Here is a 20,522-nt window from a genome sequence, read left to right on the forward strand (position 1 = left end):
TTATGGTTACGGTTTAGCCGTTTCTATTTTTATCCCAACATCCTCAATTCCCGGAAGGTTATCATTTCTCATTGCCTGTGTAAGATCAATTTCATATTTTCCTTTACCTTGGAATTTGTAATTTACTTTGTATTGAAACAATGTTTCCTTCGTATCACCAAAGCCTGTACCAAGCCATTCTCCGTTTGGTTTTGCCAGAACATAATTCAGGGTGTCTGTTTCCTTTTTCTTGCTCTGTAGGTTTGTGAAATTCACAATAAATCTTATATTACTATAAGGATAATTGTTGTTGTTTCTTACGACAAATATAATATTTTTAGGATTCTGCGGATCTGAAATTTCAAGATTAAATTTCTGTTCACTTTTCTTATTCCACTTATTGTCAACGGAATTCATGATTACATCCTCTCCTGAAGAAGAGTTGCAGCTAAAGAAAAGAATAAAGGTCAGTAATCCTAAAAATTTACTCATTTTTATCTTTTTTGGGAGGATATTTCTTTTTAAATTTTTTCTTGTTCGGGTTGCTTTGTGGTGCTTTCTCTGTACCAGGATTAGTTTCAGCTTTTACCTTTTCCACAGGTGCTTTTGGCTGTTGCTGTGGCTTGGGTTGTCTCGGCTGATTTCCGGAATTAGCATTAGCAATAGGGTTTTCAGGCTTTTCAGATCTGTTAGGTCTCTCTTGTCTTTCAGGTCTGTTTTTCTTTGGTCCTTGTCCTTGAGGTTGCGCTCCTTGTCCCTGATTGTTATTATTTGGCTTATTCTGGTTGTTTCTGTTTCTATTGTTTCTGTTTTTCTTTTCGAAACGGTCCACATTATTTTCCTGAATAAGATCAATGCTTTGGTGTGATGTCTCAGGTTGTTTCAGGTCTTCTAAAGGAAGTGTTTTTTCACCTCTTTTATTCTTTGAAATTAATTTCTTAACAAGATCAATATCAAAGTCATACCAAGCGATAGAGCTTTCAACGTAGGCAAACCACATTTTCTTTTTAAAGACATCTATTTTGATGCAAAATGCTTTTCCTTTTTCGGTTTCCAGAGTGGTAGACGAAGAAGGGAAGTTGCTTAATGCATCCAGATAGCTATCAAGTTCGTAGTTAAGACAACATTTAAGCTTACCACATTGTCCCGCAAGTTTCTGAGGGTTAATGCTTAATTGTTGGTATCTTGCCACATTAGTGTTTACAGATCTGAAATCTGTAAGCCATGTTGAACAGCAAAGTTCACGTCCACAAGATCCGATTCCTCCTACTTTTGCCGCTTCCTGTCTGAACCCGATCTGCTTCATGTCGATCTTTGTTCTGAAAGCTCCTGCGTAATCTTTGATTAATTGTCTGAAATCTACTCGGTTATCAGCTGTGTAGTAGAACGTGATCTTTGAAGAATCACCCTGATATTCAACATCTGTAACTTTCATTTCAAGACCAATTCTTTGAGCTATTTTTCTAGCCTCCAGCTTTACTGCGTCTTCTTTTTTTCTAACTTCCTGCCATACCTCAAGATCCTTTTGGTTGGCTTGTCTGTATATTTTAAGTGCCAATTCTTCAGAAAATTTCTTCTTTTTCATCTGAATTTTTACTAATTCTCCCGTAAGGCTTACTACGCCTACATCGTGTCCCGGACTAGATTCTACTGTAACTACGCTACCTATATGTAAAGGAATATTATTTACATTCTTATAAAACGATTTCCTGTCATTTTTAAATCTAACTTCTACAAAATCACACCTGTTTGGTGCCGGATTGTTGATGTTAGAAAGCCAGTCAAAAACACTTAATTTATAACTATTCCCGCAGGTATTTACATTTTCACAACCAGTTGCGGTTTTTTTAGGACCGCAAGAATGTGCAGAATCGCCGGATGTTTTACATCCACAACTCATATTACTATTATTTATAATCTTGCAAATTTATGTATTTTTATCTTTATGCAATTCTAAAATACTGAAATAACCTGAATTCGGATAAAACATTTCTGTATTTTAAGAATGGATAGAAGTTTTGGTCTGGTAGAAAACAAGTTATGAGTACTTTAAAGAAATAATTGTTTTGCTGTTTCTCAAGATTTAAAAAGTTTTACCAGATAAAATTTTCATTTATAGTTTTTCTTTCTCAATTCCAATTTTAAGCTTTAGGAAAATATTAACATGATTTTGTTAAACGATAGTTTAATATTAAACAGTTGAATAATGTTTGTTTTATTGTTTAATTAAATGCTTATTATATATTGTTTTATGGTTTATTATGTTTAGGATGTTATTTTAAACATAGTTTTCTTTTGGCTTATTGTTTAAAATATTAGGAAATATTAACAGACGTATTCAAAATAATTTTATATTTGAATTATATAATAATAGTCTATGAAAAAAATATTAGTATCAACTGCTTTATTGGCGGGCGTTCTATCTTACGCGGGAGGCTTCAGAGTTTCCTTGCAAGGGGTAAAACAATTGGCAATGGCGCATACTAGTGCTCATGCCGAAGATGCGAGTGTGACATTCTTTAACCCGGCGGGTATGTCATTTATCCCTACAAAGCTGAGTGTAGTAGCTGGAGGGTTTGGCGCAGGTAATAAAGTTACTTTTCAAAACTTAAATACCTTACAGAGTACAGAGACGGATAATCCAATAGGAACCCCAATCTATGCAGCGATTACTTATAAACCAATAGAAAATCTTTCCGTAGGTTTTAGTTTTTCAACTCCTTTTGGAAGCACAATTAAATGGCCTGAAAACTGGGAAGGCAGAGAGCTTGTACAGAAAATGGAACTGAAAAGTTACTACTTCCAGCCAATGGTTTCTGTAAAACTGGCGGATTGGGTATCTTTCGGAGCGAGCTATATCTATGCTAGAGGAAAGGTAGATTGGGATAAGGCTGTTACACAATTCAGCGGACAGGTAAATATCAATGATGAAAAAGCAAGCGGACATGGATATGGTTTCGGTTTCTATTTCAGACCTGATCCAAAATTGGATGTTAGTATTGCGTACCGTTCAGCAATCGATATGAAAGCAAAGAATGGAACAGCTACATTCAAATTCCCAACACAATCTCCTTATTCTTTATTAAAATTAAACGCTGCGGGACAGGATGCTTTCACTGCAACCCTTCCTTTAGTTGAGGAGTATACAATTGGTTTAACGTATAAGATTACTCCAAAATGGTTAGTGTCAGCAGACTTTAACTATCACGGATGGGAAAGATACAGTAAACTTACTTTAGATTTTGCGAATGCACCTATCGGAAACCAACCTTCAGATCCTACGGTTCTTGTAAACCCTAAGAATTTTAAAAATTCAAAAACATTCAGATTGGGTACTCAGTATGCATTCTCTAGTATAATTTATGGACGTTTAGGAGCTTATTATGATGAGGCACCTTATACTACAGATAATTTTATTCCTGAAACACCTTCATTCGATACATTTGTGCTTACAGGTGGGGTAGGATTTAAGTTGAAACAATTCGGAATTGATGTAGCAGGAGGATATGCAATGCCTAAGTCCAGAGATGTGAACAATGCTAATATTGGATTTTATGGACAGGCTAAGGCAACAGCATTTTACTTTGGTCTAGGTTTATCTTATAACCCTTTTTAAATTAAAAGAAAGACTATGAAAAAAATTATAATGTCAACAATCGCAGTATCTGCAGTTCTTTTTACTCTATCCAGCTGTAAAACAGATTTTGATACTGATGTAAAAGATATTCAGGTAACAAGCGGAGAAGCGGATTTTTCAAGATATATTTCATTAGGAAACTCATTGACAGCAGGATATAGAGACGGTACTCTTTATAGCAGTGGACAAAGTGAATCTTATCCAAGTATGATTGCAGGACAAATGCAATTAGCAGGTGGAGGAGCTTTCAAACAACCTATGATGCCTAATGATGTAGGAGGGTTTACAGGAATTCCTGGTTTTTCAGGAAAATTGACTCTTCAGATGGTTAACGGAAGCTTAGTGCCGGTAGAAAGTGCTCCAGCAGCAGCATTAGATAATGTTACAGCAGGTGGTCCGTACCAAAATATGGGGGTGCCTGGGGCAAGAGTAGCACATTTATTGGCTGATGGATATGGAAACCCTGCGGGATTGAATCCACTTGCACCTACTGCAAATCCATATTTTGTAAGATTTGCATCTACACCTGGTACTTCTGTGGTGAAAGATGCTTTAAAACAAGATCCTACTTTTATTTCTTTATGGATTGGTAATAATGACGTCCTATTATATGCTACTTCCGGCGGAGCAGATCCTAATGCACCGATCACTCCTGTAGATGGACCGGTAGGTGTTGGATTTAGCAATACATATGCATTTTTAGCAGATCAATTATTCCCTGCAGGAACAAAAAGAAAGGGTGTCGTTGCGAATATTCCGACAGTGACCAATGTTCCTTACTTTACAAGAGTTCCGGCTATGCCACTTACTGGATTAACGGACGCTCAGGTAAATCAATTGAATACAGGATATGCTACATATAATGCAGGTTTGCTTCAGGCAAAAAGCTTAGGAGCTATCAATGATGCTGAATATCAGAAAAGACTTATCAAGTTTACGGCAGGTGCTGTAGCTAACGGTGCTGTTATTGTAGATAAAGATTTATCAACTGTTCCTGGGCTTCCAAAATACAGACAAACTACAGTTAAAGATTTAATTCTTTTACCAGCAAGTAAAGTTCTTACTCCACAAGCAGGAGGTGGAACATCAGTTCCTTTAGATGATAAATATGTATTGACTGAAGTTGAAACAGCAAAAGTATTGACAGCTACCACTGCATATAATGCAGCTATTAGGAAAGCAGCTACAGATAAAAATCTGGCTTTTGTAGATATGGACGCTAAAATGAAAGAACTAAACTCTCAGTCCGGAATTATCTGGGATGGTGTAAGATATACTGCAGCATTCGTTACAGGAGGAGCTTTCTCTCTTGATGGAGTTCACCTTACGGGTAGAGGATACGGTATTGTTGCAAATGAATTTATTAAGACGATCAACATGAGGTATAAATCTACATTACCACAGGTAAATCCAAGTAAATATTCAGGAGTTACATTCCCATAATTATTTGATTAAATAAAAACTTAAAAACCACAGGAGTAAATCTTGTGGTTTTTTTTTAAATTTGCAAAATCTTTTAAAAAGTAAAAATGGCCGATCAGTTAAGTTATCTATTTTGTACAAGAACCAGCAGGGACTTGGCAGAGAAAATTGCCCAGAGTTATGGGAAAGAATTAGGGAAAATCAACTTTCAGGAGTTCAGCGACGGGGAATTTGAGCCTGTTTTGGACGAATCTGTAAGAGGAGGAAGAGTTTTCCTAATCGGATCTACGTTCCCACCTGCAGACAATCTTTTAGAGCTTCTTCTAATGATTGATGCAGCGAAAAGAGCTTCTGCAAAGAGCATTACCGTTGTAATTCCTTACTTCGGACTTGCCAGACAGGACAGAAAAGACAAACCAAGAGCGCCGATCGGTGCTAAGTTAGTTGCAAACCTTCTTACTGCAGCGGGAGCAACAAGAGTGATGACAATGGATCTTCACGCGGATCAAATTCAAGGATTCTTCGAAATTCCTGTAGATCACCTTTATGCATCTACGATTTTCGTTGATTATATTAAATCCTTAAATCTTGACAACCTTACCATTGCTTCTCCGGATATGGGAGGTGCAAAAAGAGCGAAAAACTACGCAGGTCACTTAGGTGCAGAAGTAGTAATTGCTTATAAGGAAAGAAAGAAAGCAAATGTTGTAGAAGAAATGTTCCTTATTGGGGATGTGACAGGAAAGAACGTAATCCTTATCGATGATATGATTGATACTGCAGGGACACTTTGTAAAGCAGCAGACATCTTAATTGAAAAAGGAGCAAAAACAGTAAGAGCAATGGCAACTCACGGAGTGCTTTCAGGAAAGGCTTACGAGAATATTGAGAACTCAAAAATCTTGGAAGTTATTGTAACTGACTCAATTCCTGTTAAAAATAATTTGTCAACTAAAATAAAAGTGCTATCTTGCGCCCCATTATTCGCGGACGTTATGACAATGGTTCATGAGCACAAATCAATTAGTAGTAAATTTGTTATTTAATTGATTTTAAATAGTTTGCAAATTAAAATTAGAACAATTTTTTAAATTTTTATAAATGAAATCTATTACAATTCAAGGTACAAAAAGAGAAAGCGTGGGCAAAAAGTCTACAAAAGCTTTACGTGATGCTGAATTAGTTCCTTGTGTTGTTTATGGAGGTGAGGCACCTTTAAACTTCTCTGCTGAAGAGAGAGCTTTCAAAGGATTAGTATACACTCCTGAAGCACACACGGTATCTATTGAAATTGACGGGGAAACTATTCCTGCTGTTCTTCAAGATATTCAGTTCCACCCAATTACGGACAAAATTCTTCACATTGACTTCTATCAATTATCTGACGATAAGCCAGTTGTTATGGAAGTTCCAGTAAGAATTACAGGACGTTCTAAAGGTGTTGTTGCTGGTGGTGTTTTACGTCAGTCTTTCAGAAAACTAAAAGTAAAAGCTATCCCTGCTAACCTTCCTGACGAAATCGTTGTTGATGTTACTCCATTGAGAATCGGAAACAAACTTTATGTAGGAGGAATCAAAGCTGAAGGATATTCTTTCATGCACCCAGACAACGCAGTAGTAGTTGCTGTTAAGATGTCTAGAAATGCAATGAAAGGTGGTGCTGCTGCAATGGATGATGAAGATGAAGAAGAAGCAGAAGAAGTTGCAACTCAATCTCCTGACGTTCCAACAACAGAAGAGAAATCTGCAGAATAAGAATTGCTTATTTCAACAAAATAGAACCCGTCATTTTTTGGCGGGTTTTTTTATTGAATTGACAATAAAAAATAAAAGGAGTTTAGATAGGTAGAGAAGGTAAATGTAGTAAGGTTTTTATTGAAACAATATTTTATATTTCTTAGATTGCCCTTCCCTCATCAGCTTTCTTTATTATAAACCATCGAATATTTCTATCAGCTGACAACTATCACCCTTCAACTCCATGCTTCCTTTCAAAAAAAAAGCCGTAAATTTGAAGGGTTCTAAATAAGAACGTTTTAATTTAAAAAATAAATAAATGTTTGACATTCAGGAAATAAGAAGCCAGTTTTCTATATTGGACAGAGAAGTGAACGGTAAACCATTGGTTTATCTGGATAATGCAGCTACATCTCAAAAGCCAAATTCGGTTTTAGAAGTCTGTCACGCATACTATACGGAGCTTAATGCTAATGTTCACAGAGGAATTCACACATTAAGTCAATTAGCAACAGAAGAAATGGAGCTTTCCAGAAGAAAGATCCAGAAGTTCATTAATGCTGAACATGATTTTGAAGTAATCTTTACCAAAGGGACAACAGAAGGGTTGAACCTTATTGCCTATATTTTAACACAAAAATTGCAGAAAGACGATGAGATTATCATTTCATATCTTGAGCATCACTCTAATATTGTTCCATGGCAAATGCTTTGTGAAAGAACAGGAGCAAAACTTCGTGTTATTCCTATTGACGAAAATGGAGTTCTTCAATTAGATTATCTTGACCAGTTTCTAAGCGAAAAAACGAAGGTTGTTTCTGTAAACCAAGTTTCTAATGCATTGGGAATTGTAAATCCTATTGAAGAGATTATTGCTAAAACCAGAAAGAATTCAGATGCGTATATTGTAATTGATGGTGCTCAGTCTGCTCCACATTTCAATATTGATGTTCAGAAAATGGATTGTGATTTCTTTGTTTTCTCAGGACATAAAATGTATGCTCCGATGGGAACAGGTGTTTTGTACGGAAAACGTGAAATTCTTGAAGCCTTACCGCCATTCCATGGAGGGGGAGAGATGATTGCAACATGTTCTTTTGAAGGAACAACATATGCAGGACTTCCATTTAAATATGAAGCGGGTACTCCGAACGTAGGAGGGAATATTGCTTTAGGTGCAGCCGTTGACTTTATGCAGAAAGTGGGTCATCAGAATATTCAGAATCATGAAAATGCATTATTGGAATATGCTCAAAGACAGCTTTTAGAACTTGAAGGAATTAAAATCTACGGTGAAAAAGCTCATAGAACAGGAGTAGTTTCCTTTAATCTTGAAGGAATCGGTATTTCTTCCGATGTAGGAATGATCCTGGATAAAATGGGGATTGCAGTGAGAACAGGACACCATTGTACACAACCGATCATGAACTTCTTTAATATTGCAGGTACGGTAAGAGCGAGTTTTGCTGTTTATAATACTTTTGAAGAGATTGATGCCTTGGTAGAAGGTGTTAAAAAAGCTCAGAGAATGTTAAGCTAGTTTTAGAGAAAATATATAACAAAGCCCTGTCAGTAATGATAGGGCTTTGTTTTTTTATTCTAAACTCTCTTTTTGAAAGTTAAATTTTATTTTATAGGTTTGGTTTCCAGTCCACAACGGCTCTGATGAATGCCTCTGCATTTTCTACAGGTACATTTGGAAGAATACCATGTCCTAGGTTGGCGATATATCTGTCCTTTCCGAAACGGTTAATCATTTCAGTAACCATTTTCTTGATTGTTTCAGGAGTAGAATGCAGCCTTGCAGGATCAAAGTTTCCTTGAAGAGTCATTGTATGGTTTGTTAAAGTTCTTGCGAATTCAGGTTTGATTGTCCAGTCAACACCAAGAGCAGACGCTTTAGACATCGTCATGTCTTCTAATGCAAACCAGCATCCTTTTCCAAATACGACAACATGAGTAAGCGGACTTAATGCTTCAACGATTTGATTGATGTATTGCCAAGAGAATTCCTGGTAATCTGTTGGGGAAAGCATTCCACCCCAAGAATCAAAAATCTGAACCGCAGAAACACCTTTTTCTACTTTTCTCTTTAAATAAGCAATAGTCGTATCAGTGATCTTCTGAAGTAATAAATGAGCAGCTTCAGGTTGTTGGAAACAGAAAGATTTTGCAATATCAAATGCCTTACTTCCTTTTCCTTCTACACAATAGCAAAGAATCGTCCATGGAGATCCAGCAAAACCGATCAATGGTATTTCATTGTCTAATTTCAGAAGAGTAAGTTCAATAGCATCAAAAACGTATCCTAAAGTATCATTCACATCCGGAGTTTCGATATTCTGAACCTGTTCCATTGTTCTGATCGGAGTATCCAACCAAGGACCAACGGATTCTTTCATTTTGAAATCGATTCCCATTGCCTGAGGAACTACCAAAATATCAGAAAACAGAATCGCAGCATCTAAAGGAAATCTGCGGATAGGTTGTAATGTAATTTCAGCAGCAAGTTCAGGTGTCTGACATCTTGTAAAGAAATCATATTTGTCTCTTAAAGCAATGAATTCCGGCAGATATCTTCCAGCCTGCCTCATCATCCAGACAGGAGGTCTTTCAACGGTTTCTCCGCGAAGTGCTTTTAAATATAGGTCGTTTTTTATCATAATCTATTAAACTAATATTACCGTCATTTCCGGTAACAGATATTTTAAAATCTACTTCCAATTTCCTTTTTTATCAATCCGAAGATCGATGTCAAGGTGTTTTCTTCAGAAGTGAAAATATTATTATGGGTATATTTTCTCAATTCCCCGGATGTGGTTTCTCCTATAGAAAACAGCTTCATCTCTTTCAGGGAATTTTGCTTTGCAAAACTACGAACTCCGCTTGGACTAAAAAATACTGCAGCATGATATTTTTCAGGTATTAAAGGATTGATTTCCTCCGTGTTGTAGATCGTAATTTTTTTATACTTAATATTCTGAAGCGGAAGTTCCTTGTCCAGTACATTGATCGCCAAGTTACCACAAAAGTGAAGAAACTGTTCGTGCTGGCAGTTTCCGATAATGAATCTGGAAAGTGTGTCAGCATTTTTCAATACCTTAAATGTTCCAAAGCCGTGTCTTCTCAACGCTTTCTTTGTCTTTTCACCCACGCAGTAAATCTTGTTGTAATTTTTTGCCGTGAAATTTTCATTAGGCTTGAATCTGTTTTTAAAAAACGAAGCCACGCCATTCACGCTGGTGAAAATCAGAGAGTAGTTTTTAAGATCAAAAGGGCTAATCATGATAGGTTTGGTCTTAATTACCTCAACACAGTCAACCAAGATATCCTCTCCTAATTCTTTGGATATAATTGACGGGTCTATATTTTTGGTAAATAAGATTTTCATGACTGTTGGGTTAGAAAATGAAAAGAAATAAAAAAAGAATTGATAAATATAAGGTAACCCTTAGATTTGGCTTTTGATTTCTGCCATTAATTCTTTTCCACCATTTTCAAGAACAACTTTCGCAAACTTCTCTCCAAAATTTTCCGATGGATCATATTCGAAGTTCTCATCGATAGCAATGCAGTTTTTACCATCTAAAGAACAAAGCGATGCTGTAAAACGAATCTGATCTTCAATAATTTCAGCAAAAGCTCCGATAGGTGCTGTACATCCTCCTTCTAATGTGCTTAAGAAGTTTCTTTCGATCTCTACACAGATCTGAGTAGGTGCGTGGTTGATTTGTTTCAGTATTTCATTGATCTCTGGCTTATCAGAATGTCCTGCAACGGCAATTACGCCTTGTGATGGTGCAGATATCATTACCGGAAGCATTTCATAATCAATTTCCATTTTCATTCTTTTGATTCCTGCCAAAGATAATATGGTAGCATCAAAATCTCCATCTTCAAGTTTTTGAAGGCGAGTCTGAATATTTCCACGGATGTCTGAAAATTCGGTAGTAGGGAAGTGTCTTAGCCAGAAAGCTCTTCTTCTCAAACTACTTGTAGCAAGTTTAAGTTCGTGAAGTTCTTTATTTTTAGCTGATTCTTTTCTGATCAGGATATCTTGAGGGTAATCTCTTTCCAGATAAGCAATCATCTCAATATTATGAGGTAATTGAGTAGGAACATCCTTTAAAGAATGAACGGCAATATCTATTTCATCATTCAATAAGGCTACATCAAGGTCTCTTGTGAAAACCCCTGTGATACCCAGTGAATATAATGGTTGATTAAGGTTCTTATCGCCAGAAGAAACGATAGGAACGATTTCCGTTAAATAATTATTGTTCTGAAGATGTCTCGCGACTTCTCTAGCCTGCCAAAGTGCAAGTGCGGAATTTCTTGTTCCGATTCTAATGCTTTTCATTGAATTCGTTGTTTGGTTGTTCAACTAATATTTCGTGCATTAATTTACTAATTTCTTCAGCTTTTAAAGGATTGTCTATGATATATTTTGCAAAACGGTTGGTGATTTTCTGAATCATTTTGTCTGAAAGTTCCATATCCGTGATACCTATATACTTGTTTTTCTTATAAAAGTTATGCATTTCATTGCGTTCCATGTTCTTTAAAACCGCTTTGAAATGATGAATATTTGGTGCTAGTTTTCTTTTTTTCTCCCATTCAATGAAGTCTTTCATCAGTTCCTTGATAATTTTTTCAGCTTTTGGAATTTCTCTTTCTCTTTGCTGAATTGTTTCCTGGATCTGTTTTGAAAGCTCATCCACATCAATGAGCGTTACATTTTCATTTTCCGTCACATTCTTTTCAACGTTATGTGGAATAGAAAGATCAATCACTAATGTTTCCTTTCCGTTAGGGAAATGAGACCGATTGATAATAGGGTGTTTTGCTCCCGTTGCAACGATAAGAATGTCTGTATTTTTTAATTCCTTGTCAAAATCAGAATAATCAACGTGAGGAATATTATATTTCTCGGAAATCTTTTCTGCTTTCTCCTGAGTTCTGTTCGCAATTTTAATTTTTGGCTGATAAACATGTTTTACCAGATTATCGACAGTATTCTGCCCGATTTCACCAACGCCTAAAAGAAGAATGTTTTTTTCAGTAATTCTCTTCTGGCTGTTTAAAATATAATGAACTGCTGCATAAGAAACAGATGCCGCTCCATTAGAAATTCCGGTTTCATTCTTGATCCTTTTTGAAATCTGAATCGCGGCATTAATCGCTCTTTCCAGATAAGGATTAGAATTCTGTCTTTCCTTTTTGAAACGGTTGTATGCTTTTTTGATCTGCCCGATAATTTCAAAATCTCCAATGATTTGACTCTCAAGTCCGGCTGCTACTCTGAAAAGGTGAATCAAAGCCTCTTCTTTGGTAAGGATATTGGCAAACTGAAGAAAATCCGTAAGGTTTACTCCGATAGTTTTGCAATATTCTTCAGCCACTAAAAGATAATTGGAAGATGTTGTATAGATTTCGGTCCTGTTACATGTGGAAACCACAAATGCATCTCCCAGATCTTCGTTATGAACCCTGGAGACAAAGTTTTTGATGTTTTCATCAAAGAATGCAAATTTTCCTCTCGTTTCTACATCAGCCTTTTCGTAGCTGATAGAAAGCACGGCAAAATTCGATGTTTGATGGATGTTGGAATACTGTAACATAAGCAGTCGCAAATTTACGATTTTTTTAATTAATCACCCTCTGAAAGTGTATATGATAATTATCGTAAAAAACTATATTGTGAAAAGTAAATTTTGTCAAAATGAAAAGCTCAAAAGTAAAGCTGGCAAAGGTCTTTTTCTAAATCTGTGTATTGAGCTGTTTGTTTTCTTTGTTTTTCTTCATGTTTTCATGGTCAAAATCCTTCGTTAATTTTGGTTGAAATCAAACTCTGTAATTGTCTAAACAGAAAGTTAATAAAGAATTATAAATTTTAATAAAATTTTAACCAAATTATGTTGTGTGGAAATTTCTTTCGTAGTCTTAAATTTATATCTTTGTAAACTTAAAATCAGAAGAAAAATATGAGTTTATTTGATATGTTTACGCAAGAAATTGCGATAGACCTGGGAACAGCTAATACCCTTATCATCCATAATAATAAAATTGTTATAGATCAACCTTCGATTGTTGCAATCGAACGTTCGTCGGGTAAACCTATTGCTGTGGGTGAACAGGCTAAACATATGCAAGGTAAAACTCATGAGGATATCAAGACAATCCGCCCTTTGAAAGATGGGGTAATTGCAGATTTCCACGCTTCTGAACATATGATTAAGGAATTTATCAAAAAAATTCCTGGAATTAAAGGTAAATTCATACAGCCTGCATTAAGAATTGTAATCTGTATCCCTTCTGGTATTACTGAAGTTGAAAAAAGAGCGGTAAGAGACTCCGCTCAGAAAGTAAACGCAAAAGAAGTAAGATTGATCTACGAACCAATGGCAGCCGCTATAGGAGTTGGAATCGATGTACAGAAGCCTGAAGGAAATATGATCATCGATATAGGTGGTGGTACTACAGAGATTGCTGTTGTTGCTTTAGGAGGTATTGTATGTGACAAATCTGTGAAAATCGCAGGTGATGTATTTACAAATGATATTGCTTATTACTTAAGAACTCACCATAATCTTTACATTGGAGAAAGAACTGCCGAAAGAATCAAAATTGAAGTAGGTTCAGCTGTAGAAGATCTTGATGTAGATATTGAAGATATCCCGGTACAAGGTAGAGACCTTATCACTGGTAAGCCTAAAGAAATTATGGTTGGATACAAAGAGATTGCACGTGCATTAGACAAATCTATTATCAGAATTGAAGATGCTGTAATGGAAACACTTTCTCTTACTCCACCGGAATTGGCAGCTGATATTTATAAAACAGGTATTTATCTAGCAGGAGGAGGTGCGTTACTAAGAGGTCTTGCGGACAGAATTCACAAAAAGACAGGTCTTCCTGTATTTGTAGCTGAAGACCCGCTAAGAGCTGTAGTTCGCGGAACTGGTATTGCACTTAAGAATATGGATAAATTCAATTTCTTAATTAAATAATTTTAACTTTTTACGACTATATATCTGAATGGGATTTTTGCTGAGATTATTTTCGAAGAACACACTCTTTGTCTTCTTTATATTCCTGCAAATTATTGCTCTGGTTCTGATATTCTCTAGAAACGCCATGCAGAAATCCTGGATTGCCGGGCAAACTGCTGCATTTAATTCGTGGGTTTCAGGATATATTGATGAAGGAGTGTCTTATCTGAAGCTAAAACAGATCAACGAAGATCTTGTAGTTCAGAATAAAGCCCTTATGACTGAACTCTACGGAAAAGATGGGGCCAAAAATCCAGTTTTCAAAAGAGTTCACGATACTATCGGAGGTGGTCAGATCTATACTTTTGTTGATGGAGAAATTGTTTTCAACAGTATCAACAGAAGAAATAATTATTTTACAATTAACCGTGGTCGCAGAGATGGTGTTTTCCCACAAATGGGGGTAATGGCACCAAGAGGGATTGCGGGGATCGTTATTAATTCTACTGACAGCTATGCGTTGGTTCAATCTGTATTAAGTGTAAACAAGATCAGAATTAATGCAGCACTGAAAAACTCAGGATATTTTGGTACTTTAACCTGGAATGGAGATAATTCAAGGGTAATGCACCTCGCTGATATTCCTAAATATGTTGCTTTGAAAGTAGGTGATACCGTTGTTACAGACGGGAAATCTGCGATCTTCCCGAAGGGAGTGGCAATAGGAACCATTGCAGGATATTCGGTAGATAATAAAACCGGCTTTTGGGATATTTCCGTAGAGCTGAGTGAAAAGATGGGAGCGTTGAATAAAGTGTATGTAGTAAAGAATCTTAAGAAAGCAGAAGTGCAGAAGATTCAGGATACTATGCAAGCTGTAATAAAAAAAGAAAATGATTAGCAGGACTTTATTTACCGACATATTGATTATGATTTTTCTTGTGGCATTACAGGTTTTTGTATTGAACAGGATTACTCTTTTCGGGAAATATACTCCGGTATTATATCCTGTGTTCGTCATGTTTTATCCTTTCTTTAGAAATAAATTCCAATTTCTTGCTTTAAGCTTTTTAATGGGGTTGGCTATTGATGGATTCCTTTACTCATGGGGAATCAATGCTTTTGCAACAACCTTAATTGCTTACTTTAGAACCTTAATATTCAGGACGTCTACAGATACGTCTACAGACTTTTTCTCTTTTCAGTCCCTTCAATGGGCGCAGTTTTTGCTGTTTTTATTTTCAAGTATTTTCCTGCATCAGCTTTTAGTACAGTATATTGAGTTCTTTAAGTTTAGCAGGTTTTTTGAAATATTATTTAATGTGTTGGTGACAAGTGTAATTTCATTTATATTTATAGTTATTTACGCATTAATATTTAAAATCAAACAAAAAGTTTGAACACACGTTATTTAAAAATCTTTTCCGTCCTTGTTGTAATCGCCCTTATTTTTGTGGCGAGGCTTGCTTATTTGCAGTTGTTTACAGATCGTTATGCGCTGAATGCAGCCAATACTTCTATTAAAATTGAATATGTAATTCCCCAACGTGGAGTTATTTTTGACCGAAACGGAAAGATCATGGTAGGAAATCAGCCTGCTTATGAAGTTTCTTTTACTCAGGCTTTAATGAAACCTGATTTTGATACATTAGGCTTTTGCAGTCTGATGAAGATCAATAAAGCGGATTTCATCAACAGGATCAATATTATTAAAAAAGAAAAATACTATTCTAAGCTGACTCCTATGACTTTTTTAAAGGATCTCAGCAGAGAAGATATTGCAAGAGTACAGGAGATTATTTTTAAATATCCTGCATTTAATATTGTACAGAGACCTCAGCGTCAATATGAAGTTTCTACTTCCGGAAACCTTTTAGGGTATACCAGTGAAGTAAACGAAAGAGAAATTAAAAAAGACTCAATTTACTATTTACCAGGTGATTTTATCGGGAAAACCGGAGTAGAAAAATCTTATGAAAAGGAACTTCGTGGGGTGAAAGGAATGAAGTACATTCAGAAAGATATCAGGCTACGAAACATCGGATCTTATAAAAACGGAGCTCTGGATAAGGATGTGATTACCGGTAAAGACATTACTTTAACCATTGATTACGATCTTCAGAGAACCGCTGAAGAAATGCTGGTTAACAAACACGGAGCAATTGTAGCTATCGACCCTAATAACGGGGAAGTATTAGTTGCTGCTACCGGACCGGATATTGATCCCAATCTATTTACCGGACCATATAAATCTAAAAATTTATACGCCTTATCAAAAGATACACTTTATGAAAATAAGCCTACTTTTGATCGTTCTTTACAGGCGGGCTATCCTCCAGGTTCTACCTTCAAACTGTTAACTGCTTTGGCAGCTATGCAGATGGAAGTAATGGATGAAAAGACTATTTTCCCTTGTGGTGGAGGTTTCTTCTATAAAGGTAAAAGAATCAAAGGTCATGGTGGAGCAGATCCGCTAATCCCTTCTATTCAGGTTTCCAGTAACTGTTTTTTCACATATGCATTTATTGCAATCATCAAAAAATATCCGGGAAACCCCTCAAAAGGTGTTGATGAATGGAAAAAGATCATGAGCAGCTTTGGAGTTGGAGAGTTTTTAAATAATGACTTTGCGGTGGGAGCGAAGGGTAGAATTCCTTCCGGAGACTTTTACGAAAAAAGGTTTAAAGCCATCATGAAAGCAAGCGGATCCCAAAGAACTGATTTTAAAAACTGGGATGAAATGTCAACCGGTGCTATTTATAATGGAATGGGACAGGGAGACGTCTTGGTAACGCCTATTCAGCTGGCCAATTATGTGGCTGCTATTGCCAACAGAGGATGGTACTACACACCTCATATCGTAAAAGCAATTGACGGAAAGGCAAATCCTGATCCAAGATTTAAGGTTAAGCATCAGACTTTGGTAGATCCAAAACACTTTGATCCTGTTTTAAAAGGGATGGAAGCCGTAGTTCTGAGAGGAACAGCAAGAGGATTGAAATCCAATGATTTTACACAATTAGCTAAGACAGGTACAGCACAGGTTCCACAAGGAAAGGATAATTCCATCTTTGTATTGATTGCTCCTGCCGATAAACCGAAAATTGTTGTAGTTGCAGTAATGGAACACGCCGGATTTGGTGCTACGTGGGCAGGACCAGCTTGTACAGTGATTGCTGAAAAATATATTACCGGAGATCTGAAAAGAGAGAATCTGTATAAGAAAATGATTACCTCGAGTTTCATGCCGGAATACAAAAGACAATGGATTGCAGATTTGAAACGTAAAGGACTTTATAAAGACCCTAAACCGGATTCAATAAAGCAAAAAAGGATAAAGGACAGCCTGGAGCTTGTAAAACAACAAAAAGCCAAGCTTCAAAAGAAAATAGAAGACGAAGCCAAAAATAATAACACTGCTAAAAAACCTACTAAGCAATGAAATGGACAGAAGGAATAGATAAACTAGGTCTTGGACTGTATTTCCTGCTTTGCATTTTTGCCATTGCCAATATTTACAGTGTTGATCAGAAGCTGGGAGAAAAACAGTTGATGTTCTTCTGTATATCCGTTTTTGTAGGATTGGTCATATTTGTAGGAAGAAGTAAGTTCTTTGAAAATATGGCTGGAATCATTTACATAGGAGGTGTTTTGCTGTTAATCGGGCTTTTCCCTTTTGGTAAAGAAATCTTGGGGCAGAAGAACTGGTATAAATTCGGAAGTTTTACTATGCAGCCCGTGGAGTTTGCAAAAATCGGAACTGCATTGATGCTTGCCAACTATGTTTCAGGACCGGACTTTAATCTCAAAAACAGGAAGTCTTTATTAACAGCCTTAGGAATTATCGGTGTTCCGGCAGCTGTAGTGCTAGCTATTCCTGATGTGGGATCTATGTTGGTATTTATTGCATTCTTTATCGCTTTGTACAGAGAAGGATTAAGTGGAATGCTGTTTGGGATAGGCTTTATTTTTGCTGCTGTTTTTTTAGTAGCTCTAGCAATTCCTCCAGTATATGTAGCTGCCGCTATTTTAATTATTGCCGGTGTTCTGATTGCTATGAATTATCATAGAATGTCCTGGGATGTAATCTCTATTTCAGGGATTTCAGGATCTATTCTTTTACTTTGCGGACTGGCATTCGGTTCTCCATATATTTTAGAAAAACTTCCAAAACACCAGAGAGAAAGAATTGAGGTTCTTTATAAAGGGGAAAAAGCATTCAGAGATACATCGGGATACAATTTATTATATTCTAAAACAGCAATCGGTTCCGGAGGGCTTATGGGAAAAGGATATCGAGAAGGTTCCGTTACCCAGGGAAAATTTGTTCCCGAGCAGGAAACCGATTATATTTTTTGTACTGTAGGCGAAGAATGGGGATTTATCGGAAGCGCCGTTCTTGTTTTGTGTTATATGGTATATATTGGACGAATCTATTATCTTGCTGAGAGACAGAAATCCACTTTTAATCGTGTATTTGGGTATTGCTTTGCTTCGATTCTTTTAATGCACTTTTCGATCAATTTAGGGATGGTTATGGGGCTTTTTCCAACGGTAGGGATTCCCCTTCCTTATTTTAGTTATGGAGGAAGTTCTTTACTTGCCTTTTCTATTATGACCTTTATTTTCTTTAAACTTAATTATTCTGACAAAAACAGTTTAGTATAATTTTCAGACTTAAAATTAAAAGTTATCTTATTTCCGTATTTAGCGGAGAGTATCATTGTATCCATTAATCATTTATTCTATTATGAAAGAAGCTTATGTCTTAGATCAAAACTTTGAAAGTACAGATTTTACTCAGCTTCCTTTGGAAAAAGGAGAATATGAAAACTGTACGTTTAGAAACTGCAATCTTGAATTTGTGGATTTATCAGGCTTCAGCTTTACAGGTTGTGAATTTATAGAATGTAATCTCAGTATGGCAAGGCTTGCAGGAACAGCATTTCGAGATATTATATTTAAAGAATGTAAAATGCTTGGTCTGCAGTTCAGTGATTGTAATCGATTTGGTTTGTCTTTCCGATTTGATGGCTGTATTCTTAATAATTCAACTTTCTATCAAACGACAATCAGAAAAACAGTTTTTAATAATTCCAGACTGATTGAAGTTGACTTTACGGATTCCGATTTATCTAATTCAATAATTTTTGGCTGTGATCTTTCAGGCGCAGTTTTCGATACTACTAACCTTGAGAAGGCAGATTTGAGAACATCAGTCAATTATATGATAGATCCTGCTTTAAATAAGCTTAAAAAGGCTAAGTTTTCGCTTTCAGAAGTACATGGACTCCTGTATAAGCTAGATATTGAAATAGACAGGAATGGCTAGGTTCTAAAGGCTGATGCTGGTTGCTGATATTTCTGAAACCCTTTTTTAACCAAAGGTATTTAACCGTTAATCATCAAATTCAATAAAAGAGGAATTTAGCTCACTTTTTTATATCAATATGTTCCATTGGCTTTAGCCAAAATTTAATAGGAAGTATGATACATAAAAAAGCCATCAAAATCTTGATGGCTTCATTATTTAAATCAATTATTTATAAAATTAAAAATTTGCTGGTGTAGCTGAAGTAACAGCGGCTAGGTTGTTGTAAGCTTCTCCTTGTTCGTTAATTACTCTTTTTGCGAATCTGTATTTAGGTCCCCAATAAGAATCATTAAGTGAAGAAACCATTACACCTTTAGAGGTTGCTGCGTGGATAAATTTAATCTCTCCTTCTTCAGTAACACTTTCTACAATACCTACGTGAGAAATTCTTCTTCCGTGAGAAAAGAAAATCAAATCTCCTTTCTGTAGGTTTTCTTTTTCAATTCTTTCACCTTCCTGAGCCTGAGAAGCAGCTACTCTTGGTAAAGTAAGACCTGCAGCAGCTCCGAATACAGAAAGAACAAAAGCTGAACAATCAATACCTCTTCTTGTAGTTCCTCCATATCTGTAAGGAGTTCCTAGGTATGTTTCAGCTTCAGTAAGAATACCATCAATGGTTTTATTATATTTGATTGCTTTTGCAATCTCAGAATTCTTAATTGCTTTTTTAGCATTTGCTATAGATGCAGCCTTTTCAGCTAAGAAAGAGTCGATAAGTTTCTGCTTATCCTGCTCCATTTTTTTGTTATCTATAGAAGCTAGTTTGGCATCTGTTTTGTATTCTTTTGTGTAAGTTGCTGGTTTTGAAACCACATAATTTGTAGCACACGATTGCAATGATACTGTAGTAACTAAAGCAACTAAATAAAACAAAACTCTTTTCTTCATATATATTTGATTATCCGTGTTAAAAAGGAATATTTATTTTCAAAAGCATTACAAAAGTAGAGATTCCGAGCAAAAGACCCCTGATATGATAATTGTCAGGAACTTATTTTAACACTATTTAACATATTAATTACATATGTTAAAGAAAAATAAACCGCAACAGCCTATTTTTGGTAAGTGTGCGGTTTTTTTTATTAAGATTCTTTAACAAACTCTATCGATATTCTTCTATAAATCGGGATTTGTGATCTAAAACTCTAATTTTCAGGGCTGTTAAAAAAACAAAATGAATTTAATGAAAACATTGTATTGATAGTGCTTTTAGCGTTGTTTCGGTTATTTTCCCAAATTATATCTCATATTACTGTATGAATAGAATTTGAATTAATGTTTTTGTTTAACAAACTATAAATATTAACAAATAGAATTGGTCTGGGATATAATAAAAATTCCCCGGAAAAACCGAGGAATTTAAACTAATATGGAACTTTAC

The 20,522-nt window shown here is 35.8% G+C and carries 18 protein-coding genes; 11 read left to right on the forward strand and 7 right to left on the reverse strand.

The genetic code is table 11. The features are described 5' to 3' along the window. Window positions 1–6: 6 nt before the first annotated feature. Both BW983_RS11115 and BW983_RS11120 read right to left on the reverse strand, forming a co-directional pair. Window positions 7–471: a gliding motility lipoprotein GldH gene (locus BW983_RS11115; protein WP_076552023.1), complete on the reverse strand. Its 465-nt coding sequence runs from the start codon at window positions 469–471 to the stop codon at window positions 7–9. After that, complete coding sequence (locus BW983_RS11120) at window positions 464–1,879, reverse strand: PSP1 domain-containing protein (protein WP_076552024.1); 1,416 nt, start codon at window positions 1,877–1,879, stop codon at window positions 464–466. The genes BW983_RS11115 and BW983_RS11120 overlap by 8 nt, the downstream gene beginning before the upstream one ends. A gap of 477 nt (window positions 1,880–2,356) precedes the next feature. On the opposite strand from BW983_RS11120, the gene BW983_RS11125 reads away from it, so the two are divergent. From BW983_RS11125 to BW983_RS11145, 5 genes are all read left to right on the forward strand, one after another. Then, window positions 2,357–3,595 carry an OmpP1/FadL family transporter gene (locus BW983_RS11125; protein ID WP_076552025.1) on the forward strand — a complete coding sequence of 413 codons (1,239 nt, stop codon included), beginning with the start codon at window positions 2,357–2,359 and terminating at the stop codon, window positions 3,593–3,595. A 15-nt stretch (window positions 3,596–3,610) separates the two neighbouring features. After that, complete coding sequence (locus BW983_RS11130; protein WP_076552026.1) at window positions 3,611–5,059, forward strand: SGNH/GDSL hydrolase family protein; 1,449 nt, start codon at window positions 3,611–3,613, stop codon at window positions 5,057–5,059. Between the two features lie 86 nt (window positions 5,060–5,145). Beyond that, window positions 5,146–6,084 carry a ribose-phosphate pyrophosphokinase gene (locus BW983_RS11135; protein ID WP_076552027.1) on the forward strand — a complete coding sequence of 313 codons (939 nt, stop codon included), beginning with the start codon at window positions 5,146–5,148 and terminating at the stop codon, window positions 6,082–6,084. Between the two features lie 55 nt (window positions 6,085–6,139). Continuing rightward, window positions 6,140–6,793, forward strand: a complete 654-nt coding sequence (locus BW983_RS11140) for a 50S ribosomal protein L25/general stress protein Ctc (RefSeq protein WP_076552028.1) — start codon at window positions 6,140–6,142, stop codon at window positions 6,791–6,793. 301 nt (window positions 6,794–7,094) lie between these two features. Then, complete coding sequence (locus BW983_RS11145) at window positions 7,095–8,315, forward strand: aminotransferase class V-fold PLP-dependent enzyme (RefSeq protein ID WP_076552029.1); 1,221 nt, start codon at window positions 7,095–7,097, stop codon at window positions 8,313–8,315. Window positions 8,316–8,406: 91 nt separating this feature from the next. On the opposite strand, the gene hemE is transcribed toward BW983_RS11145, so the two are convergent. The 4 genes from hemE to hemA are packed head-to-tail and all read right to left on the reverse strand — an operon-like array spanning window position 8,407 to window position 12,396. Beyond that, window positions 8,407–9,438, reverse strand: a complete 1,032-nt coding sequence (gene hemE / locus BW983_RS11150; RefSeq protein WP_076552030.1) for a uroporphyrinogen decarboxylase — start codon at window positions 9,436–9,438, stop codon at window positions 8,407–8,409. Window positions 9,439–9,482: 44 nt separating this feature from the next. Further along, window positions 9,483–10,166 carry a uroporphyrinogen-III synthase gene (locus BW983_RS11155; protein WP_076552031.1) on the reverse strand — a complete coding sequence of 228 codons (684 nt, stop codon included), beginning with the start codon at window positions 10,164–10,166 and terminating at the stop codon, window positions 9,483–9,485. A gap of 60 nt (window positions 10,167–10,226) precedes the next feature. Beyond that, window positions 10,227–11,135, reverse strand: a complete 909-nt coding sequence (gene hemC / locus BW983_RS11160) for a hydroxymethylbilane synthase (protein ID WP_076552032.1) — start codon at window positions 11,133–11,135, stop codon at window positions 10,227–10,229. Further along, window positions 11,122–12,396 carry a glutamyl-tRNA reductase gene (gene hemA / locus BW983_RS11165; protein ID WP_076552033.1) on the reverse strand — a complete coding sequence of 425 codons (1,275 nt, stop codon included), beginning with the start codon at window positions 12,394–12,396 and terminating at the stop codon, window positions 11,122–11,124. The genes hemC and hemA overlap by 14 nt, the downstream gene beginning before the upstream one ends. Before the next feature lie 363 nt (window positions 12,397–12,759). Between hemA and BW983_RS11170 the strand changes: the two genes are divergently transcribed. The 6 genes from BW983_RS11170 (at window position 12,760) to BW983_RS11195 (ending at window position 19,099) form a co-directional block, all read left to right on the forward strand. Next, window positions 12,760–13,785, forward strand: coding sequence for a rod shape-determining protein (locus BW983_RS11170; protein ID WP_002982450.1), 1,026 nt, complete (start codon window positions 12,760–12,762; stop codon window positions 13,783–13,785). A gap of 28 nt (window positions 13,786–13,813) precedes the next feature. Next, window positions 13,814–14,668, forward strand: a complete 855-nt coding sequence (gene mreC / locus BW983_RS11175) for a rod shape-determining protein MreC (RefSeq protein ID WP_076552034.1) — start codon at window positions 13,814–13,816, stop codon at window positions 14,666–14,668. Beyond that, window positions 14,661–15,167: a rod shape-determining protein MreD gene (locus BW983_RS11180; RefSeq protein ID WP_065395698.1), complete on the forward strand. Its 507-nt coding sequence runs from the start codon at window positions 14,661–14,663 to the stop codon at window positions 15,165–15,167. Before mreC ends, BW983_RS11180 begins: the two co-directional genes overlap by 8 nt. Continuing rightward, the gene (locus tag BW983_RS11185) at window positions 15,164–17,209 is read left to right on the forward strand and encodes a peptidoglycan D,D-transpeptidase FtsI family protein (protein WP_076552035.1); all 2,046 of its coding nucleotides are present in this window, start codon (window positions 15,164–15,166) and stop codon (window positions 17,207–17,209) included. Before BW983_RS11180 ends, BW983_RS11185 begins: the two co-directional genes overlap by 4 nt. After that, window positions 17,206–18,435, forward strand: a complete 1,230-nt coding sequence (rodA, locus tag BW983_RS11190) for a rod shape-determining protein RodA (protein WP_076552036.1) — start codon at window positions 17,206–17,208, stop codon at window positions 18,433–18,435. Before BW983_RS11185 ends, rodA begins: the two co-directional genes overlap by 4 nt. A gap of 82 nt (window positions 18,436–18,517) precedes the next feature. Further along, window positions 18,518–19,099 carry a pentapeptide repeat-containing protein gene (locus tag BW983_RS11195; RefSeq protein ID WP_076552037.1) on the forward strand — a complete coding sequence of 194 codons (582 nt, stop codon included), beginning with the start codon at window positions 18,518–18,520 and terminating at the stop codon, window positions 19,097–19,099. A gap of 219 nt (window positions 19,100–19,318) precedes the next feature. On the opposite strand, the gene BW983_RS11200 is transcribed toward BW983_RS11195, so the two are convergent. After that, on the reverse strand, window positions 19,319–20,029 hold the full coding sequence (locus tag BW983_RS11200) for a C40 family peptidase (RefSeq protein ID WP_076552038.1): 711 nt from the start codon (window positions 20,027–20,029) through the stop codon (window positions 19,319–19,321). Window positions 20,030–20,522 lie beyond the last annotated feature (493 nt).

Origin of the sequence: Chryseobacterium ureilyticum (genome assembly GCF_900156735.1) — a bacterium.
GTDB classification, from domain to species: Bacteria; Bacteroidota; Bacteroidia; order Flavobacteriales; family Weeksellaceae; genus Chryseobacterium; species Chryseobacterium ureilyticum.